We start from the raw sequence: 18,739 nt of genomic DNA, 5'->3' as shown, positions 1-18,739 counted from the left end.
AGCGCGCACCGGCCCCGGTCCTCGGACCGGGGCCGGTGCGCGCTGTGGCGGCTACTTGCACTGCTCGTCGATCTTGTACTGGAGTGCCCGAGGGTAGTCGTGCCGGTTGAGCCGGACCCGGGCCAGGATCGGGGCGCGGTTGATGTCATTGCCCGGATCGGCGATGTCGAGCAGCAGCGACTCCAGCTCGGTGTGGGTGGTGAGCTCCCGCCCGTGCATCCGGTCCTTCTCCGAGCCGAAGACCTCCGCCAGCTTCTCGTACTGCCACGGGTGCAGCACGTTGTAGAAGTCGGCCCCGTCGGACGGCTTCTGCTTGTAGTAGCAGGGGCTGACCAGCATCTGCTCGATGCCGTAGAAGCCCTCGTTGTCCAGGACGAAGACCACCGGCCGCAGGTGGTGGCGCACGTGCGTGGACAGCTCCTGGCAGATCTCCTGGAACGAGCCGTCCCCGACGAACACCATCGGCCGCTTGAGCGGCTGCTGGCGGGCCAGCGCCACCCCGGTGGCCGCGCCGACCGAGTAGCCGATGGACAGCCAGCTGTTCTGCGCCACGAAACTCGCCCGCTCCGCCATCCGTAGATTCATCGAGCCCAGCAGTGCGAACGCCGCGTCCGAGACCACCGTGAACGGCGAGGTGGCCTCCGGGCCGTCGCCCTGCGACTGGCTCAGCAGGAAGGCGTTCATGTGCTGGAAGAACCCGTCGTACGTGAGCTCCTCGGGGTGGTCCGTGCTGCTCAGGCCGGTCAGGAAGGCGATCGTGCTCGCCGGGGCCTGCCGGTCCTCGGCGTGTGCCAGCGCGAAGAGGTCGGTCTCGAACGCCCGCTCGCCGAAAGCGGCACCCAGCGCGTCCCGCAGCGCCGGGACGAACCGCGCCAGCTGGACGTCCGGGAAGTACTGCGCGCCGACGCTGACGCCCTCGCGGGCGGCCACGATCCAGTCGTCGCCGATCGACTTCTCGCCCCCGAGGTTCTTCGACGTCGACCAGGTGCCCAGGCCGATCCGGCACCCGGCGGCCTTGAAGGCCTTGCGCACCTCCGGCAGGCTCGCCTTGCCGTTGTAGACGCCCGTGAAACCCGGGGTGTTCTCGGAGACCACCGACTTCGCACCGACGGTCGTGCAGAACGGGATGCCGGTCAGCTGCACCAGCGAGACCAGCTCCTGCTCCAGACGGTTCCGCTCGATCTCCTCGCCCGCCCACAGCACCGGCGTGCCGAGCCGTTCGACCAGCTTCACCGAGGCCTCCACGGCCTTGGCGAGCATTTCCTCGTTCTTCTTGGTGAACGGCCGTTCCTGCCCGCGGAGTTCGCCCTGCGGCGCGGCGCACGGGGCATTCCAGAGGTCGTCCATCACCTCCAGGTAGACCGGTCTGCGCTCGGTCAGGCCGGCGGTGATCGCGCTGTCGATCTGCGAGGGCGCGAGCCCGGGGTTGGAGATCACCTGCGCGTCCACCGTGACCTGCCGGTAGACCTCCAGATTGCTCTCCCGGCGCTGGCTCATGTGCGAGGTGAGCAGACCGACCGCCTGGTAGTTGAGCCACTGCTCGTACGACGGCGCCGCGTTGATCGCGATCACCGGCACGTACTCGACGTACGCGCCGCCGATCGGGTTGAGCAGGCTGAACGCGCCCACGCCGTAGGTGACCGCGACGGCGGCGACACCCTGCTCGCCCTTGGCGAGGTCCGCGTCGGCGGCCCGCACCCGGGCGTAGGCGTCGGCGGCGTAGCCGCCACCGATCTCGGTCGGGGTGCCGACCCAGCGCACCCCGGTGGTGGCGTGCATGATCGTCAGGAACGGGCCGAGGTGGTCGCCCGGCACCCCGAACAGGTACCTGATGCCCAACTGCTCCAGTCTGGTGGCCAGGTAACGGCCCACCGTCCATTCGTCGTTGCCGCTCATCTGCTCAACACCTCCGCTCTGCGTGCGCGACCGGTCCGCACCTCGGGCCGGATCTCCGGTCTGGCGCGGGGCGGTGGCGCGGGTGCCTCGTGCACGGCGATCGCCGCGCGGACGGCGGTCTCCACCGCGCCCTCGATCCAGGCGTGCTTGAGCGAGACGTGCTCGCCGGCGAAGTGCACCGGGCCCTCCGGTTTCACCACGTCGAGGTGGAAGCTGGTCATCTGGTGCGGGGTGTACACCGCCGCCTCGCCGAAGGCGTACGGGTCGCGCAGCCAGCTCTGGGTCTGGCCGTAGCCGGTGTAGAACACCTCGATCCGCCGGCCGTGCACCGACTGGAGGTTGCGCAGCGCGTACACGTACCGCTCGGCGTCGGCCATCGAGTCCCAGCGCGCCGCGTCGTCCGACCAGCTGTAGCTGGCCAGCACCACGCCGCCGCCGTCGCTGCCGGGCACCGGGTGCGAGGGGTAGTACATGAAGCGGTTCGGGTTGTCGGTGGTCGAACCGCCGCCGAAGCAGTTGGTGGCGGGGCGCACGCTCGCCCGGCGCAGCGGGGTGTGCCGGAAGACCTCCAGCTGCTCCTGGCTGATCCGGCTCGAGTCCACGCTCCGGTGGGCGCCGAGCAGCACCCTCGGCAGATTGGGCGGCGGCCGGTGCCCGTTGTGCGTGGCCAGCGCGGCGGCCTCGGCATCCTCCTCGCCGGCCCGCTGGTAGTACTCGTACAGGCCGGGGCAGATGGAGTCGAGCTCGTCCTTCCAGTCCGCCTCGGTGAACTCCCACCACCGGCGGGAAAACTCCAGCAGCACCTTGGTGGCCTGGTCGTAGTGCGTCTCGATGATCGCCCGGCGCTTCTTGTACGAGTACGGGGGCGAGACCTGGACGAACCGCAGCGCGGAGAACGGGACGGTGACGATCGCGAAGTCGCCCTTCCAGGCCGTGGGTTCAGCCTCCGGATCGCCCTCGGGCACGGTGTGGACGACGACCTGCGGCCCGTTCGGTCCGACGTCCTGGCCGGCCCCGCCGTCGCGGCGCGGGTCCCAGTACTCCATCCGGATCATCCGCTCGCCCATTTCGAGTTCGTCCCGGAGCTCCTCGGCCAGGGCGTGGGGCAGCTGCCAGCTGCCGCCGTCGATCTCCCAGTAGGTGGCGTCCGGGTTGATGTCGCTGCGGCCCAGGAAGGTGTGGAAGAAGGACAGGTGCAGCCGCGAGGTCATGTTCTCGATCGTGCCGATCGCCTCGATGGCCTCGTCGCTGAAGCCCGCGTACTCGCGCAGGAAACGGCCCATCGAATAGCCGTCGAAGTCGCGGATCACCCGGGCCCAGCCGTCCAGCCACTCGGCGAACGGCTTGCGCACCCGCTTGCCGTTCTCGATGTACGAGTAGTAGTCGCGGACCGGCTCCAGCGCTTGGTTGACCATCTCGGCGGCGGTGATCCGCACCTCGTCGCCGGTGAGGTGGAAGCCCTCGTTGACGCTGCTCGGGTCGGCGGCGTACTCGCTGCGGCGGGCCTGGATACGGTTGGTGCGGATCCAGCTGTTGAAGCGCTTGACCGGCTCGCGGAAGTCCGGGCTGTCCTCACCGTACTTCCAGACCTTGCCGTCCTCGAAGGACTCGTAGACCACCGGCGGGACGGGCGTGTTCTGGTTGCCGGTGTCGGGATCGACGTCGACGTTGTAGAACAGTTGCCGTTTCAGGCCGAGGCTGTCGACCAGGGCCAGGGTGAGTGGGTGGAAGCTGGGCAGCCGCATCGCCCCGGCCTCCCCGTACTGCACCGGGTCGTAGAACGGACCGTCCTGCTCGTCGTAGGTGGAGCGGAAGGTCTTGATCCGCCCGCCGACCCGGTTGGCGTTGGCCTCCAGGACGGTGACGTTGTGCCCGGCGTCCTTGAGCAGCTTCCCGGCAACCAGACCGGCGATCCCGGCACCGACGATCAGCACGTCCTTGGGCTCGTCGGTCTCCGGGATGCCCTCCTTGATCAGGACATCGAGGTAGCGCAGCTTCAGGTCCTTGTCGTCCGGACCGACCAGCAGCAGCTCGCGGGCCAGCTGCCAGCAGGTCTGCCGGCTGGCGCGGCCGTCGGTCGTGCCCTCGGTGGTTGGGCTCTCGTTCATGGCTTCTCCTCGCCGCTCAGGAGCCGACTGGCTTGTTGGGGAGGTCCTCGCCCTCGGCGAGCAGCCGCAGCGTGCTGATCGAGGGGGTGAAGGCGTAGAGCGCGCCCGTGGTGCGGACGAAGCGCTTCATGTCGACCGTGCCGGAGGTGCCGTCCGCGAGTTCGATCGAGGCCTTGCCGGCGAGGCCGGTGACCTTGTCGAAGCCGTTGGCGACCACCTGGTCGGACTGGCTTTCCCCGGGGGTGAACGCGTCGTCGTTGGACCAGTGCTGCTGGACCAGTTCGAACTGCTCTTCCAACGAGGTGCCGTAGCAGACGAACATCAGCCCCCGGTCCTTGCCGTCGTCCGCGCCGCCTTTGAACTCAGGGCCGTACGGAATGCCGCGGCGCATCAGGCGGTGGCTCTTCGGCTTCTTGTCGACGATTCCGGCGAAGGCACGCGGATGGGTGCGGCGGATGTGCGCGGCCCAGGGGGTGTGCTGGCCGTTGGGGTCGTTCGCGTAGTCGAAGCCGTTCCGGTCCGAGCCGAGACCGGTCACGGCGCTGCACGGCGGGGCGAGCGGTGTGCCGTCCTTGGCCCGGCCGACCAGACAGGCACCGAGCCGGTTGCTGTCCATGTTCCCGGTGAAGTTCTTGACGCCGTCCGCCACGGCCTTGTTCCAGCCGGCGACATCCTGGCGAAGGCGGCGCACCACCTGGAGGGAGCCGTTCTTCATCCACGCCGGCGCCTTCCGGTCGCCCTGTTCGCTTTTGTGGCCGAAGACGAACTCGCCGGGTTCGATCAGCTCGGTCCCGGCGTGGTTGTCGCGGAAGCCCTTGCGGCCGGCGTCCTCACGGTGGAAGTCCTTGACGCCGGGCTGGGAGATGCCGTCCTTGTAGCCGAAGTGCTCGTGACCCTTCAGATCGCCCTTCAGGGTGCGGCCCTCGTCCACATGGACGCGCGTGATCTGGTGGGTCTGCTCGACCGTGTCGAGGTTCTTGAGCTTCTCCTTCAGCAGCGCCTCGGTGTCCGCGGCGACGACGAGGACCGCGTGCACAACCCTGTCGCCGGTCCCGGCCCCGAACAACCAGGTCTTGGGGGCGCTCTCGCCGGTGTCCCCGAGGTCCTCGGCCCGCGCGGCCGCGCCCGCACAGAACGACGTGAAGGTGCTGAGGTCCTTCTTGATCTGATCGGGCTTGTTGGCGATCGTCACGAGGCCCTCGAAGGTGAGGGAGACCCCGCAGCGGACGGTGGTGATCGACGGGTCGCGGCCGAAGGCCCGGCGGGCCAGCGAGAACTGCTCGTTGAAGTCCTCCGTCTCGTTGGTTGTCGCGACGGTGTTGAGGATCGCGGAGAGCCAGCCGCGGCCCTTGGCGGCGTCCGGGAAGTGCAGGTAGCGGAAGTCCATGAAGTCCTTGTTGAACGCGGCCAGGATGTTGCCCTGGATGTCGGTGGACCCGCGCAGTTCCGGCTGGGGCAGCTGCTCGATCGACGGGACGGCGGTGGGACGGGTGGGGGTCGTGGTCACGGTGGGGCTCCTCGCATGGGGGGAGGGCGGCGGCGGATTCGGATACGGATGGCGCGATCACCATCGATCACTAAAAGTAGTGATTAGATACTTAAAGTAACTACGTGCCGCCATGGGCCCTGTCAAACGGAGTCCAGCCCCTCGGGGGCACACGGCGTCGCAGGGCGGAGCGTCCCCGCCCAGGCGCGGACGGGGACCGGCATCCGGGCCGAGGCCGCGGCCTGCGGGACGTCGCGAGCCGCCGCTGCCGGCCGGGTACGCCACTGCCGATGGCTCGACGTCGAGCGGTTCCTGACCAGGGCGCACGGCGTCGACAGAATGTGACGGAGCCCTTCCCCCAGTGGGGGAAGGGCTCCGTGAGCGAGCGCCGGGCAGGCCTTGCACCTGCATCTCCCCGCAGGAAGCGGGGCGTCTTTCCTTGGACCACCAACGCAGCGTCAGTAGCAGCGAGTTGCTGCGAACTGCCAAGATCAACTGTAACGCATGCGGGCCGTTGGCCGGCCCCGGCCGACGCTCCTCGGGATCACCAGTCGTGGATGGTGCCGTCGGCAAGCCGGTTGTAGGGCAGGTACGCCTGCTGGTACGGGTGGGCTGCGGCGGCTTCCTCGTCCAGCTCCACGCCGAGTCCGGGGGTGTCGCCGGGGTGGAGCAGGCCGTCGTTGAACGTCATCGACTGGCGGAAGACCGTGTGCGTGGCCTCGCTGTGGCCCATGTACTCCTGGATGCCGAAGTTGTGGATGGCCAGGCCCAGGTGGGCTTGGGCGGCCAGGCCGACGGGGGAGATGTCGGTGGGGCCGTGGAAGCCCGACTTGATCTGGTATTCGGCCGCGGTGTCCATGATCTTGCGCAGCGGGGTGATGCCGCCGAAGTGGGTTGCGGCTGCCCGTACGTAGTCGATGAGCCGTTCGGTGAGCAGGGTCTGGAAGTCGGCCGCATGATTGAACACCTCGCCCACGGCCAGCGGGGTGGTGGTGTGGTGGCGGATCAGGCGGAAGGCTTCCTGGTGTTCGGCGGGTGTGCTGTCCTCCAGCCAGAACAGATCGTAGGGCTCCAGGGCCTTGCCGAGCTTGGCCGCCTGGATCGGCGTCATCCGGTGGTGGCCGTCGTGCAGCAGCGGAAGGTCCGGGCCGAACTCGTTGCGTACGGCCTCGAAGACGGTGGGCAGGTGGTGCAGGTAGGCGCGGGTGTTCCAGACCTCCTCGGGGGGACGGCTGCCCCGCCCGGCCGGTTCGTGGTCGTAGCGCACGCCGCTGGCCTGGGGTTGTGACGCTACTCCGTACAGCGCGGTGATGCCGGGGACGGAGCTTTGGATCCGTACGGCCTGGTGGCCTTCCTCGATGTGCCGGCGCACCGAGTCGAACAGTTCGGGCAGGTCGCGGCCGGAGGCGTGGCCGTAGGTCATCAGTCCGGTGCGGGAGGCGCCGCCGAGCAGCTGGTAGACGGGCAGGCCTGCGACCTTGCCCTTGATGTCCCACAGCGCCATGTCGACGGCTGCGATGGCCGCCATCGTCACCGGCCCGCGTCGCCAGTAGGCGCCGCGGTAGAGGTACTGCCAGGTGTCCTCGATGCGGTGCGGGTCGCGGCCGATGAGCAGCTGGGCGACATGGTCGCGCAGATAGGCGGCCACGGCGAGTTCGCGGCCGTTGAGGGTGGCATCGCCGAGGCCGGTGATGCCCTCGTCAGTGGTGATCTTGAGGGTGACGAAGTTGCGGGTGGGGCTGGTAACGATGACGTCGGCCGAGGTTATGCGCATGTCTACCTTCTGGGTTGTGGGGAGCGGCGGAGCCGGTTCACGGCGGTCAGGATCGCCGGATCCTCTCCCCAGGCCGGGCTGATCACGGAGAGGAGTGCCGCCAGGCGACGGTTGTCGCCCGCCAAGGCGCAGGCGCGGGCCAGAGCGGGTGCAGCAGAGTCGGGCAGGGCTGTGGGGTCGGGTGCCGTGAGCACGTATTCGGCCCAGGCCGCCGCGCAGCGCAGGGCGGGTTCGGGGTCATGGCCGGCGGCCTGTTCGGCACGGACCACGGGCAGGAGGCGGGCGCGCAGTTTGGTGCTGCCGTCCATGGCGATCTGGGCCAGGCGGTGGGCGATGCGCGGATTGCGGAAGCGGTCCAGCAACTGTCGGCGGTAGGCGGGAATGTCGAGCCGGTCCTCGTCCAGGTGGCGGGCGGCGGCGCCCCACAGATCGTCCACCGCCCTCTCGCAGCTGGGATCGCGGATTGCCTCGGCCACCGTTTCGTGGCCCCGGGCGAGGCCCATGTAGGCGAGCAGCGAATGTGCCCCGTTCAGCAGCCACAGCTTGCGCCGTTCATAGGGGCCGATGTCATCGACGAACAAGGCACCTGCCTGCTCCCACGGCGGGCGCCCGGCCGGGAAGCGGCCTGCCAGGACCCAGCTGTGGAACGGCTCGGTGACCACCGCGTTCAGGTCGCGCAGACCCAGGTGTGCCGAGGCCAGATCGGTGTCGACGACAGTGGTGGCCGGTGTGATGCGGTCGACCGACGTGCTGACGAAGCTGACATGGGCGTCGATCCAGTCGGCCAGCTCCTCGTCGAGTGCGGCGGAGAGGCTGCGGACCACTCGATGGGTCACCGCTCCGTTGCCGGGCAGGTTGTCGCAGGAGATGACCGCCACGCCACCGGCCCCTGTACGGCGGCGCGCGGACAAAGCGTCGAGCAGGCGCGCGGGGGCCGTGACCAGAGCGCCGTCCGCCCCTCTGCGCAGGGCCTGCACATCGTGCCGTACGGCCGCCGCGGACAGGTCCAACTCGCCGTCGGCGCCGAGGTGGTAGCCCGCCTCGGTGACCGTCAGCGTGACCGCGGCGGTCTGCGGGGACGCCGCGAGCATGCGCAGCCGCATCCGGTCGGCTCCGTCGTGGGCCTCGGTGATGGAGCCCACCACCTCGACACGATCCTGCGCGGCGGAGCGCTCGATCACCGAGTACAGGCCGTTCTGTGCCGCCAGCGCATGTGCGGCGGCCGGGCGGCGACCGGTGAAGGCTGCGATGCCCCACTGGCGCTCATGGTCGGCCCGGTGGGTGTACCAGGCCTGGTGTGCGCGGTGGAAGGCGCCGAGCCCCAGATGGATGATCCGCACCGGGGCCCGCGAGGGGGCCCCGGCCGTCGCTTGGTCGAGCAATCGCATGCGGGGGCTACTCCTGCGGATAGGTGACCCCGCCGCCGCCCTGCACGGAGGGAAGGACGAGCAGGCTCTGGTAATGGTGCATGGCGATGCCCGCGAAGTACTGTTCGTCCGGGGCGTAGGCGGCGTAGACCTTGGCCAGTTCGGCCTCCATGTAGGTGCGGCCCTCTTCCCAGAAGGTGACCGTCTGCGGGTCGCCGCCACCGGTGAGGTCCTTGGTCTCGACGCCGATCACCACCGATTCCGGCTTGCCGATCTGGCGGGCGTAGGCGACCTCGTGGGCCGCGCGGGCGATGATGCCGCCGGGACCGTCGGCGTGGTCGACGTAGTCCATCAGCGAGACGTAGTCGCTGAGATCCTGCACGTGGTCGCTGAGCGGGGCGGTCTTGCCGTGCCAGGTGACGGCGGTGCAGCAGACGGTGGAGGAGTCGAACCAGCTGGGGATGGCGGGCCCGAACAGCAGCGGCTGGCCGGAGGCATCGCGCAGGTGGACGAGCTTCTCCAGCAGGTCGAGCCAGACGACAGGGATGTTGCCTGATCCCGGCTCCTTCCACTGCGGCAGGATGTAGGGCTCGATGTCGACGTTCACGCCGTCGAAGCGGGCGTCCGCGGGGGCTGACAGGTTGTAGTCCAGAACCTTTTGGAACTCGCGGACGGCGTGGTCCTGGTACTGCGGCAGGACGCCCAGATACGGCGGGACGGTGCCGGCGGCGACGACCGCCTGGACGTGATAGCCGCGGCCGCGTGCCCAGCGGATGAACGAGGCCACCTGCGGGCGCGCCTCGCGCAGCATGTCCTTGCCCTGGTAGTCGTCCACACCGAGGTAGAGGGTCCGGACCGGGTCCGAGCCGGGGAAGGTGGTGGTGTCGTCCATCATCCTCCCGAGCCGGTCGCGGGCCGCGGTGTCGAATACCGCCGGGTAGGAGTTCTGCTCCCACACCCACATGGCGCGGTCCTGGTCGTAGGTCTGCCGCGGGGCGGGCGTCGCGCCGCCGAGCGAGACATAGGTGGAGGTCGAGGTGCCGACATGGCCGCTCAGGTCGGTGGCCCGTGCCTCGAGCCCGGCGAAGCCGGGGGTCAGGGAGCGCACGTCGAGCAGCGCCGCATACCGGTTCGGCGAGCCGGGGACCCGTGAAGCCGACTGCCAGGAGCCGCCGTTGGCCCGCACCTGTACGCTGCGCACCCCCTTCCTGGAGTCCACCTCGATGACGGAGCGCAGGGTGGTGCCGTGGAGCTTGTCGGACATGCGCGGGGAGACGATGCGCACGCCCGGCTTGGCGGCGGCGGGGTTGTGGACGTCGACCGACAGGAATGAGGACCACTGCGTGTACAGCGTCTGGTTGTTCTTGCCGTACGCGGCCAGGCCGAGGGTGCCGTCCTTGTCGCTGATGTCCACGGTGGCCGACCAAGTGCCGTTGTCCGCATCGGTGGTGACCGGGACGGTCTGCTGTGCGTCGACGACCAGCTTCAGGTCGCTGGTCTCGGCGTAGCGGCCGTGCACGGTCATCGTGCGGCCTTGGACGGTGGCCCCGTCGCCGGGCGACTCGATGGAGATCACGGGAGTCGTGGCTGCTTGGCTGGTGCCGGCCGGCACCAGCCAAGCAGCGGTCGTACAGACAAGAGCCAGTCCCAGGCTCCAGAGCCTTCTGCCTCTGCGCACGGTGATACTCCGTTCTCTTGGTGGGAAGAGCTGGTTCAGAGCTGCGAGGTGTGGTCGGCGCGGTGGACGACCGTGCCGGCGACCACCGTTTGCAGGACGCGGAAGTCGTCGTCCAGGAGCACCAGATCGGCGGCTGCGCCGGCCGTCAGGCTGCCCCGGTCCGCGAGGCCGGCAAGTTCTGCGGGGTTGGCCGCCGCCAGTGACAGGAGGTCCTCGTCACTCAACGGGGTGTGCGTGCGCGCCCAGCGCACGCAGTCCAGCAAGCAGGCCGCCGATCCGGCCAGCAGCGTGCTGCCGGCCAGGACCAGGCCGCCCTCGTCGGTGACGCTCACCCGGCCGCCCACCGCCGTGGTGTAGGTGCCGGGCGGGGAACCCGCCAGGGCCGCCGCGTCGCTGACCAGGAAGGAACGTTGTATCCCCTTGGCACGGATCATCGCGGTCAGGGCGTCGGCGGGCAGATGGTGCCCGTCGGCTATGAATGAGGCGGACAGCCGGTCGTCGGCGAGTTGCGACCAGATCTGATTGGGGTGGCGCGGCAGCAGGGGCTGGATACCGTTGCCCAGATGGGTGGACAGCGATGCCCCGGCCGCCGCCGCACAGTGGATCTGATCGGGTTCGGCCGCACAGTGCCCGATCGACACCAGGACACCGGCGCGCATCGCGGCCTCGATGTACGCGGTCGCCCCCGCCCGTTCGGGCGCCAGGGTCACGATGCGCAGCAGCCCGTCGGAGGCGGCGAGCCAGCGGCCCAGTTCGGCGGTGTCGGGGTCGCGCAGATAGCGTGCGTCATGCGCGCCACGCGCCCCGTCCGCCGCGGACAGATAGGGCCCTTCGACATGGATGCCGGCGACGGAGTGGGCGAGCAGCGGATCGGAGCGCACGGCGGCCGCGATGGTTTCCAGCGCGTGGACGATCTTTCCTTCCCCGGCGGTGATGACGGTGGGGAAGAACGTCGTGGTCCCCGCGGCCCACAGGGCCTCGGCGAGCCGGTGAACGGTGTCGACGGTGATGCCGTCGGCGTTGATGTCATGGCCGCCATAGCCGTTGACCTGGAGATCTATCAGGCCGGGGAGCAGAATGGGCAGGCGTTCCGGCCCGTTCGGTCCACCGTTTTCGACCGAGCGGATGCGCCCATGGGCGTCGGTGATCACGCGGGCCGTGCGCCCGTCGAGGAGTCGTCCGTGCATCATCCCTTGACCGCCCCCGCCACCAGGCCCGAGCTCATCCGGGAGTGGACCGACATGAACAGGGCGATCACCGGTATGGCGATCAGGGCGGAGCCGGCCATGACGCCGCCCCAGTCGGTGGCGGAGGTCTCGCTGCTGAAGCTGCGCAGCCACAGCGGCAGCGTCGCGTGGTCCGTCTTCGTCATGACGATGAGGGCCAGGTTGTACTCGTTCCAGGTGTGCAGGAACGCGAAGACCGACGAGGTGATCAGCCCCGGTCCCAGCAGGGGCAGGGTGACGCGGAAGAACGCGCCGACCCGGCTGCAGCCGTCGACCATGGCCGCCTCTTCCAGCTCCGCGGGAATGTTGTCGATGAAGCCGCGCAGCAGCCACATCGTGAACGGCACATTCCCGCCCAGGCACAGTAGCGACAGGCCGGTGACGGTGCTGAGCAGATTCCAGTCGTCCAGCATCCGGAACTGAGAGATGAACAGCGCCTCGGCCGGCAGCATCTGCACGACGATCACCAGCATGACCAGTGCGCCGCGGCCCTTGAAGCGGAACCGGCTGGCGGCCACCGCCGCCATGAATCCGAAGAGCACGGCGAGGACGACCACCACCGAGGTGACAGCGGCGCTCATCCGCAGCGCCGACCAGAACTTGTCGTCCTGAAGGACCCCCGAGAAGTGCTTGAAGGTGCCGGGGAACGGCACGAACTTCGGGGTGAGGCCGAACAGTTCGGATGTCGGCACGAACGCGGTGTTGACCATCCAGTACACCGGAAAGACCCACACCAGGGCGGCCAGGACCGCGAGTGCGTTGAGCACGGAGCGTCGACGGGTGCGCCGCCTTCGCGCGCTGGTCAGGGGCTTGGGCCCGCCGACGGGAGAGGGAGGAGTCTTGGCCGGGCCGCTGGTGCGGGCCATGGTGGATGCGCTCATCGGTCCGCCGCCTCCTTTTGCTGCCCCAGCAGCGTGGCGATGTACTTCCAGGTCAGCAGCAAGGTGAGCAGCAGAACGACGGTCGCCAGAGCGGAGGCGACACCGTAGTTGCCCTGACCGATGCCGAGCCGGTAGACGGCCGTGCCCAGCAGGTTGGTGTCCTCGGTGGAGCCGCCGCTCTGCTGCAGGACGTAGATCTGGGTGAACACTCGCAGGTCCCAGACGATCTGCAGCAGTCCGACGATCATGATGACGGGCAGGACCAGCGGCAGAGTCACGCTTCTGAAGCGGCGCCAAGCGGAAGCCCCGTCCAAGGAGGCCGCCTCCATGACCTCGGCGGGCACCTGGCTCAGGCCCGCGTAGCTCATGAACGCCACCAGCGGGATGCTCATCCAGATCACAATCAGCGCGGCCACCGTGAACAACCCCATCGGATCCGCGGTCCAGGCATGCCCCTCCATCCCGGACATGCCCAGGTGGGACAGCAGCCAGTTGACGACGCCGTAGCGGCTGTCGAACAGCCACTGCCACACGGTCATGGTGACCATGACAGGCATGGCCCACACCAGGAGCAGGCAGACCTGCAGCACCAGCCGGGCCCATCGGCTGATCGCCGTCATCAAGGCGGCCAGGCCCACTCCGACCACCATGGTCAGGCTCATGCACACGAGGCAGAACGCGATGGAGCGTACGAGGACCTTGAGCATCGCCGGGTCGCTGAGCACGGTCTTGTAGTTGTCCAGACCCACCCATGCGGGCGGCTGGCCGAACTGCTGGCGCAGTCCGAACTCCTGGAAGGACATGAGGAGCTGACGGACCAGCGGATACCCGAGGGCCACAATGACGGCCAAGAACATCGGCGCCGCCAGAAGATACGGCGTCACGGAGGTTCTGGACCGACGCCGGTCGGGCGGCGCGGATACGTCCTTCAGGTCGGTGGTCATTTCTTGTTCAGGACTTCCTCGATCTTGCCGTCCGTGGCTTTGGCCAGCTTCTCGGCGGATTCGCCGCGGGCCAGCTGCGCCCAGAAGTCGGCCGGGATGTTGTTGCCCTGGACAACCGCCCAGTTCTCCGCGGACGGGGTGAGCACGGAGCTCGCGGCGATCTGCTGCTGCAGCCGCCCGCTGGCCATCCCCTCGGGGACCGCGTCGGCGTAGGCGATGTTGCCCGGGATCCAGCCCTGTGCGGCGACCTTGGTCTGGAACTCCTTGCTGTAGATCAGCTTCAGCGCGTCCTGCGACAGCGACTTGACCTGCGACTTCGCAGAGATGCCGACGCTGGAGCCGCCGGAGAAGGAGTGGCCCACACCGCCCGGTTCGACCGGCGGGATCGCCATCACCGCGGTGTTCTTCTTCATCTTCGCCGAGATGTTCTGCTCGGCGAAGGTACGGCCGGACATGATCGCGACCTCGCCGTTGTTGTACGGCACCCAGGGCGCCGCACCCTGTTCGGAGGAGTCCTGCGCTCCCAGAGCAGCGGTCTTCCACAACTGCTGCAGCATGGCGAACCCGGCCTTGGCCTCGGGGGTGTCGAGCGTGCCCTTCCAGGTGCCGTCGGAGTTCCGCTTGGCGTAGTTGGCGCCCTGGGAGAAGATCCATGCCTCCATGAAGTGGTTGTCGGAGGCCGGCAGGTAGATGCCCTGGAAGTTCCTGCGCTTGTCGGGGTTGGCCGCTTTCACCTTCTGCGCGGCACCGACCAGTTCGCCCAGCGTCCTGGGCTGAGCCACGTGCGCCTTTTCGAACAGGTCCTTGCGGTAGTAGATGACGCTCGCCCCGCCGTACAGCGGCAGCGCGTACTTCTTTCCGCCCGACGTGCCCGCCTTGACGAAGCTGGGGATCAACTTCTCGCCGCCGAGCTCCTGGTAGATGGGGCTCAGGTCGGCGAAGGCGCCGATGCTGGCGAAGGTCGACGACGTCGTGTTGCCGATCTCGACGATGTCAGGTGTTTCCTTCTCGCTGGCCATCGCGGTCTGCAGTTTGGCGACGATGTCGTCCCACTGCTGGATCTCGATCTTGAGAGTGGAGCCGGGGTGCTGCTTCTCGAACTGGGACTTGAGGTGGTCCTGCGCGGGCTGCGGGATCGAGTCCTTCATGAACCACACCCGCACGGTGCCCTTCTTCGGGCCGCCGGACAGGGAATCGCTTCCGCTACCGGAGCCGGCTGAACAACCGGCCACCAGCAGTCCGGCGGCCGCGGCCGCCGCCGTCGTTCTGACAATCTTTGCGTCCATTGCTGGTCTCCATCGGTGAAAGGCAGTGAGTGGGCGTGCAGCCCTACAAAGCGGCGCGGAGCTGCTCCAGGACAGTGATCGGCGCCAGCAGCGTCTCGGTGGTCAGCGGCGGCCTGCCGGTCTTGAGCATCTGAAGGAAGACCTTCAGGCCCGGCTCCACGTAGTCGGCGTTCAGCTCGATGTCGCGGCTGACCAGCCCGTACCGGCCCACGATCTCGACGTGGAACGGCACCCGCCCGGCCTCGGTGGGGGTGACCATCTGCAGCGTGACCAGCACGCCTGCCGGGCTGCGGTACCGGGCCACGACGGTGCCCGCCACCCGTTCCACCTCCACCGGTCCCGGCGTGCCGGGGGCCAGGCGCTGGGCGAGGTCGGCGGCATGAATGCCGTAGAAGAAGATCCCGCTGTGTTCGCTGTCCGGGTCGGCCGGGCCGGTCACGGTGACGGTCTGGACGTCACCGATGTTGGTGGCGGCCTTCTCGACCCGGTCGGCGTCGGGTACCCATCGCACCGCCGAATACGATGTCATCGGCACCCCACCGCGGTCGGCCGCTTCGATGATCGCCCGCGCGTCCTGGACGCTCGCGGCCAGCGGCTTGTCCACCCAGACAGGCTTGCCCGCCTCCAGATACGGCACCGCCTCCGCCCGGTGCGCGGCACCGTCGCGGTTGGTGACGATCAGGGCGTCGACGGAGTCGATCAGCTCGGCCGAGGTGGCCACGACGGGCAGGTCGCCGCCCAGCGCGGCCAGTTCCCGGTTGCGTTCGTCGTCGGGGCCGACGAGGGCGACCACCCGGACCTGTGGGGAGATTCTCTTGACGTTGAGGCAGTGGAGGATCTCCTCGGCGTGGCTGTTCTCGGTGCCGACGATCGCGATGCGCAGTGTTTCGCTCATGGTTCAGCTTTCCTGGAGGTCGACGGGGCGGCCGATGCGGGCGGATTCGTAGACGGCCAGGACGACCGCGAGCGAGCGGCGTGCCGCCGCGAGCGTGACGCCCGGTTCGCGACCGGTACGGATCGCGGCCACGAAGTCCTCGTACTGAGCCAGGTGCGCGTTGTCGACCAGGCTCCAGCCCTCGCGCAGCGGCTCCTCGGACGGCAGCGGCGCGGGGGCGACGCGGTCCGAGAAGTGGAAGTACTCCAGCCGGTCGTCGGCCATCACCGCGGTTCCCCGATCGCCGTGGACCGACAGCCGAACCGGAAGACCGGGATAGGCAGCGGTGCTGGCCAGCAGCACTCCCACCGCGCCGTTCTCGAACCGGATGGTGGCCGCCGCCAGGTCCTCCACCTCGATGTCCTGGTGAGCCACCCGACCGGTCTGCGCACTGACCTGCACCGGCTTGCCCAGCATCCACAACAGCAGGTCCAGGGCGTGGATGCCCTGGTTCATCAGCGCGCCGCCGCCGTCGACCGCCGCCGTGCCGCGCCAGTCACCGGAGTCGTAGTAGGCCTGCGGGCGGAAGAACGCCGACTCGGCGATCCCCGAGGTGGTGCGTCCCAGCCGTCCCGCGTCCACAGCGTCCTTGATGAACGCCGCCGCCGGCTGGAAGCGGCGCTGGCTGATGACGGACACCGTGCGGCCGCTGCGACGCTGGGCGGCAATGATCCGATCGGCCGCGTCCAGCGTGATGTCCACGGGCTTTTCGATGAGTACGTGCTTGCCCGCGTCCAGCGCCTCGATCGCCGCGTCCGCGTGCAGGGCACTGGGCAGACACACGGCGACCGCGTCGATCTCCTCGGCGGCGTACGCCTCGGCGGCGTCGGCATAGGCACGGGAGTTGTGCTCCTTGGCCAGGGTCGTGGCCTTGTCCAGGTCGCTGTCGATGACGGCGGCGAGCTCGGTCCGGGGATCGCTCTCGTGGAGCGTGCTGATCAACCGGGCATGTACGGCACCGATGACACCGGCGCCCAGCAAGGCGAAACGCATGGTTGTTCCGTCACTTTCGAGAGGTACTGAGGTTTGCGCGGCTCACGCACAGGGCGTTGGAGGGAGGGGGTCAGAGGGAACGGGCAGGGGGCGCCGACCAGGCGATGCTCGTGCCGTCGGCGTCGGCGGACTGCTGAGCCAGCAGCGCCAGCCGGGTGGCCAGAAGGCTGTGACCGGTGGAGATGTCGGGCGCCGCACCCTGTGCCAGGGCCCGCAGGGGGAGCTGGGCGGGCCGAAAGCCCTCGGCCAGTTCGACGTCGTGCGTGGCGTCCTCGTCGGTGGTCACCACCAGACGGCGACGCGCCCACAGCAGGTCGGCGGTGCCGCGGGTGCCGACCAGCCGCATCCGGTAGTCGCCGTGCACCGCGGAGGCCGCCGGGGTCATCCAGCTGACCTCGGCCGTGACCAGGACACCCGCGCCCGTGAAGGTCGCGACGCCGTAGGGGGCGAAGCCCGTCGTCCCGGGCACCGTGCCGGCGACGTTTCCCCGCACGGTGCCGGTGGTGAGGCCGGTGAAGCACAAGGCGGCATCGATGTCGTGGACGACCAGGTCGGCCAGGATGCCTCCGTAGCGGGCCCGGTCGAAGAACCAACCGGGCCGCTGGGGCCGGTTGAGCTTGTGCGGCGCGGAGGACAGCACGCCGGTGATCTTCCCGAGTGTGCCCGCCTGCACCAGCTCGAGCGCGGCGAGCGTCTCCGGGTAGTACCGCTTCTCCAGCATCAGCACCACATGACGTCCGCTGCGCCGGGCCGCCGAGGCGATGGCATCGACCTCGTCGAGGGTGGTGCACAAGGGCTTGTCCGCCAGCACATGGCAGCCGGCGTCCAACGCGTCGACGACGATCCGGCCCCGGTCGCCGTAGACGCCTGCCGTCACGACCACATCGGCCCGCACCTCATCGAACATCCGGCGGTGATCGGTGAAGACACGCGCCCCGTACGGCGCAGCGCACTTTTCGGCCAACTCGCGTACGGGATCGGCGACGGCAATCAACTGCAGATCCGGGGACCGGCTCACTTCGTCGAGCACGTAGTCGACATGAGGATGGGCTGCACCTGCAACAACGATCCGTGTCATGGCCCGAACTGAAACATGCAACCGTTTGCATCGTCAACGGGTTACGCAGAGAAAGTTCTGCCGTAACGCATCCGTCACCTCGGCGCGGGTCCCGTGGTGGCGCGGATCACCAGGTGGGTGGCGACGGTCAGCCGTTCCGGTTCCGTGCGCCCCGTCTCCAGCATGCGCACCAGGAGGTCGGCCGCCGCGGTTCCCGCGGTGGCCGACGCGGCCGACACGCTGGTCATGGCCGGTGTGGTGAGCGCGGCGAGCGTGTCGTCGCAGCCCATGAGGCCGAAATCGTCGGGCACGTTGATGCCCCGCAGCTCCAGGCCGGCCAGCACCCCCTGGGAGACCACGTCGTCGAACGCGACCGCTGCCGTCGCCCCCGATTCCACCAGCGCGGACACGGCGTCCCGGCCCGCCGCGTAGCTGGGGCGTCCGACCTCGACGATCTCGACGTGCACGCCCACGTCGGCGGCTGCCTGCCGGATGGCCGCCCGGCGCTGCTGGTCGGACCAGGAATCGCGCGGGCCGGCGAGATAGGAGATCTTGCGGTGCCCCAGTCGCTTGAGGTGCACGACCCCCTCGATCATCCCGCCCGAGGAGTCGATGAGCACCCGGGGAATCCCCTCGATGTCCCGGTTGACCAGGACGGTCGGGCGGCCGGCGGCCAACTCCCGCACCACCTCTGCCTCGAGCCGCGAGGAGGCCAGGATGAACCCGTCCACCTGCGGGCTGAACCGGGCGGCCAGTTTGGCCTCCCGGGCGGCGGACTCGTCCGAGTCCCCGAGGAAGACGGCCAGGTCGGCCTGCTCGGCCCGTGCCTGCACCGTGCGCACCATGGGCGGGAAGAACGGGTTCGCCACGTCGGGCACGACCATGGCGATGTTGCCGAACCGTCCGGTCGACAGTGCCCGTGCCGCAGGGTTGACCATGTAGCCGAGCCGCTCCGCGACGGCCCGGACGTGTTCGACGGTCTCGCGGCTGAGCAGCTCGGGACGGCTGAAAGCGCGTGACACCGTGGAGCGTGAGACCTCGGCGGCGACGGCCACGTCGCCGATGGTGATTCCGGAGGAAGAGCGTGGTCGAGTCGACATGCGCACACC

General features: G+C 69.1%; 14 protein-coding genes. All 14 read right to left on the bottom strand.

Annotated elements, in window-relative coordinates:
- Nucleotides 1-51 precede the first annotated feature (51 nt).
- A complete protein-coding gene (locus AMK22_RS30200) occupies nucleotides 52-1,896 on the bottom strand; it encodes an alpha-keto acid decarboxylase family protein (RefSeq protein ID WP_073790232.1) in 1,845 nt (614 codons plus the stop codon).
- Nucleotides 1,893-4,004 (bottom strand): flavin monoamine oxidase family protein, encoded by a 2,112-nt coding sequence (locus AMK22_RS30195; RefSeq protein WP_079186472.1) that lies wholly within the window; start codon nucleotides 4,002-4,004, stop codon nucleotides 1,893-1,895. Before AMK22_RS30195 ends, AMK22_RS30200 begins: the two co-directional genes overlap by 4 nt.
- Nucleotides 4,005-4,020: 16 nt before the next feature.
- The gene (locus AMK22_RS30190; RefSeq protein WP_073790230.1) at nucleotides 4,021-5,511 is read right to left on the bottom strand and encodes a Dyp-type peroxidase; all 1,491 of its coding nucleotides are present in this window, start codon (nucleotides 5,509-5,511) and stop codon (nucleotides 4,021-4,023) included.
- 523 nt (nucleotides 5,512-6,034) lie between these two features.
- Nucleotides 6,035-7,264: a D-mannonate dehydratase ManD gene (manD, locus tag AMK22_RS30185; protein WP_073790228.1), complete on the bottom strand. Its 1,230-nt coding sequence runs from the start codon at nucleotides 7,262-7,264 to the stop codon at nucleotides 6,035-6,037.
- 2 nt (nucleotides 7,265-7,266) lie between these two features.
- On the bottom strand, nucleotides 7,267-8,652 hold the full coding sequence (locus AMK22_RS30180; protein ID WP_073790226.1) for a mannitol dehydrogenase family protein: 1,386 nt from the start codon (nucleotides 8,650-8,652) through the stop codon (nucleotides 7,267-7,269).
- 7 nt (nucleotides 8,653-8,659) lie between these two features.
- Nucleotides 8,660-10,309 (bottom strand): hypothetical protein, encoded by a 1,650-nt coding sequence (locus AMK22_RS30175; protein ID WP_143203608.1) that lies wholly within the window; start codon nucleotides 10,307-10,309, stop codon nucleotides 8,660-8,662.
- 35 nt (nucleotides 10,310-10,344) lie between these two features.
- The gene (locus AMK22_RS30170; RefSeq protein WP_199883351.1) at nucleotides 10,345-11,499 is read right to left on the bottom strand and encodes an N-acetylglucosamine-6-phosphate deacetylase; all 1,155 of its coding nucleotides are present in this window, start codon (nucleotides 11,497-11,499) and stop codon (nucleotides 10,345-10,347) included.
- Nucleotides 11,496-12,416 (bottom strand): carbohydrate ABC transporter permease, encoded by a 921-nt coding sequence (locus tag AMK22_RS30165; protein WP_079186470.1) that lies wholly within the window; start codon nucleotides 12,414-12,416, stop codon nucleotides 11,496-11,498. The genes AMK22_RS30170 and AMK22_RS30165 overlap by 4 nt, the downstream gene beginning before the upstream one ends.
- Complete coding sequence (locus tag AMK22_RS30160; RefSeq protein WP_073790222.1) at nucleotides 12,413-13,360, bottom strand: carbohydrate ABC transporter permease; 948 nt, start codon at nucleotides 13,358-13,360, stop codon at nucleotides 12,413-12,415. The genes AMK22_RS30165 and AMK22_RS30160 overlap by 4 nt, the downstream gene beginning before the upstream one ends.
- On the bottom strand, nucleotides 13,357-14,646 hold the full coding sequence (locus tag AMK22_RS30155) for an extracellular solute-binding protein (RefSeq protein WP_073790220.1): 1,290 nt from the start codon (nucleotides 14,644-14,646) through the stop codon (nucleotides 13,357-13,359). The genes AMK22_RS30160 and AMK22_RS30155 overlap by 4 nt, the downstream gene beginning before the upstream one ends.
- A gap of 43 nt (nucleotides 14,647-14,689) precedes the next feature.
- Nucleotides 14,690-15,541 carry a Gfo/Idh/MocA family protein gene (locus AMK22_RS30150; protein ID WP_073790218.1) on the bottom strand — a complete coding sequence of 284 codons (852 nt, stop codon included), beginning with the start codon at nucleotides 15,539-15,541 and terminating at the stop codon, nucleotides 14,690-14,692.
- A 3-nt stretch (nucleotides 15,542-15,544) separates the two neighbouring features.
- Nucleotides 15,545-16,573 (bottom strand): Gfo/Idh/MocA family protein, encoded by a 1,029-nt coding sequence (locus tag AMK22_RS30145; protein ID WP_073790217.1) that lies wholly within the window; start codon nucleotides 16,571-16,573, stop codon nucleotides 15,545-15,547.
- Nucleotides 16,574-16,643: 70 nt separating this feature from the next.
- Nucleotides 16,644-17,651 (bottom strand): Gfo/Idh/MocA family protein, encoded by a 1,008-nt coding sequence (locus tag AMK22_RS30140; protein ID WP_073790215.1) that lies wholly within the window; start codon nucleotides 17,649-17,651, stop codon nucleotides 16,644-16,646.
- A 74-nt stretch (nucleotides 17,652-17,725) separates the two neighbouring features.
- Nucleotides 17,726-18,730, bottom strand: a complete 1,005-nt coding sequence (locus tag AMK22_RS30135; RefSeq protein WP_073790214.1) for a LacI family DNA-binding transcriptional regulator — start codon at nucleotides 18,728-18,730, stop codon at nucleotides 17,726-17,728.
- Nucleotides 18,731-18,739 lie beyond the last annotated feature (9 nt).

Source organism: Streptomyces sp. CB01580 (assembly GCF_001905795.1).
Classification (GTDB): domain Bacteria; phylum Actinomycetota; class Actinomycetes; order Streptomycetales; family Streptomycetaceae; genus Streptomyces.
This window is presented reverse-complemented; position numbering and strand designations above follow the sequence as displayed.